Source organism: Chryseobacterium balustinum (assembly GCF_900168205.1).
Taxonomy (GTDB): domain Bacteria; phylum Bacteroidota; class Bacteroidia; order Flavobacteriales; family Weeksellaceae; genus Chryseobacterium; species Chryseobacterium balustinum.
Map to the genome: position 1 here is coordinate 1 of NZ_FUZE01000067.1, position 1,418 is coordinate 1,418.

2 protein-coding genes are annotated in these 1,418 nt (G+C 45.3%); both read right to left on the reverse strand.

Translation table 11 applies throughout. The features are described from left to right. The coding region (locus B5X64_RS23125) for an ATP-binding protein (protein WP_228419091.1) at window positions 1–215 on the reverse strand (215 nt) is incomplete at its 3' end. A 12-nt stretch (window positions 216–227) separates the two neighbouring features. Then, window positions 228–1,418 (reverse strand): IS21 family transposase (istA, locus tag B5X64_RS22435; protein WP_139377626.1); only part of this gene is annotated, 1,191 nt, incomplete at its 5' end.

The window sequence follows — 1,418 nt, forward strand, 5'->3', positions numbered from 1 at the left end:
CTTTCAATACTGGACTTGTAATGGAACTTAGCATTTTTAATGCTTCGCTCTATGCGCCTGTTGTGCCTCTCATCCCATTCGGCATCGATGAGCATTGATATAAACTGGTCGAGGGTATAATGGTCTGTCCTTCCGCTCTCAATGGCGGTCTTAAAGGCATTGTGCATGCCGTAAAGCTTCATTTGCTTCATTTTGCTCACTGTCGGTTCGTTCATAACTGTTGGTATTTAATGATAATATTGTTTTCCTCTGATGTTGCCGTGATCAGGCAGTTCCTGCTCCTTTTCTTCTTTTTCCGGATCGATCATCTGATCCAGATTGTTCTCCAATATCTTCTGTACGGTCTTAAAGCTGTAGATCTTAAAATCCAATGCCCGTTTACAGGCATTTATCAATCGCTCTCTTCCTACTTTTTTTTCGAAGTTCAGGATTCCCAGGCAGCTTTTGTAGGCCTGCTCGGGATGATTCCGACTGTCGATAATTTGGAGAATGTATTCTCCCACTGCAGTATCAATACTGTTTGCCCAATCGATAAAGCGGGAAGCACTCCATCCGGCCACGAACTGGTGGGTGCTGGCTAAATGTTCTGTAATGGTTGTGTAGACATAAGGCTTGTAATTGCGTCTGTGCATTGCGATTCTGTTGTATTTGTAGTAGATCTCCACTGTGGAAGATGTGTATAGGATCTTGATCTTCTTCTTGATATACTGATACGGAACACTGTAGTAGTTCTTGTCATGGCTCAGCTGTACGTGTCCATTCTGCATCACGGTTGCAAAGGATTGGTACCTGATCTCAAAACGATGCTCAGGCAGTGGGCGCAGCTGCTGCTTCTCGTCCTCTAAGAACAGCTCATACCGAGAGTAAGGACGTCCTGTGAGCTTGCGTTTGTTATGAGAGTCCAACAGATCCCGGATCTCACTATTTAGTTCATCCAGACCGCAGGCTCCCTGTTGAAGGTTGGCGTAGATCCTTCTGTACAGGATCTTGACCGCTCCCTCTACCAAGGATTTATCTCTCGGCTTGTAAGCCCTGGCAGGCAGGATGGTCGTTTCATAATGTTCAGCCAGATCGGCAAGGGTCTCGTTGATGGTGGGTTCAAAACGGCTGCTTTTGATCACTGCGGATTTTAAATTATCAGGAACGATCGCTGCCGGTGTGCCCTCAAAAAAGCGGATGGCATTTTCTACAGAACGTACAAAATCTTCCTTTTGCTGACTCATAGAGGCTTCAGCATACGTGTACTGGCTGGCTCCCAATATGGCTACAAAAAACTGAACTTCTTTAAGCTCCCCACTTTCTTTATCAATAATGGAGAGTGTCTTTCCTGCATAATCGACATACATCTTATCACCGGATTTGTGATTCATATGCATCACCGGGTTCACACGCTTGCCCCAGATCTTGTAATGATGCCG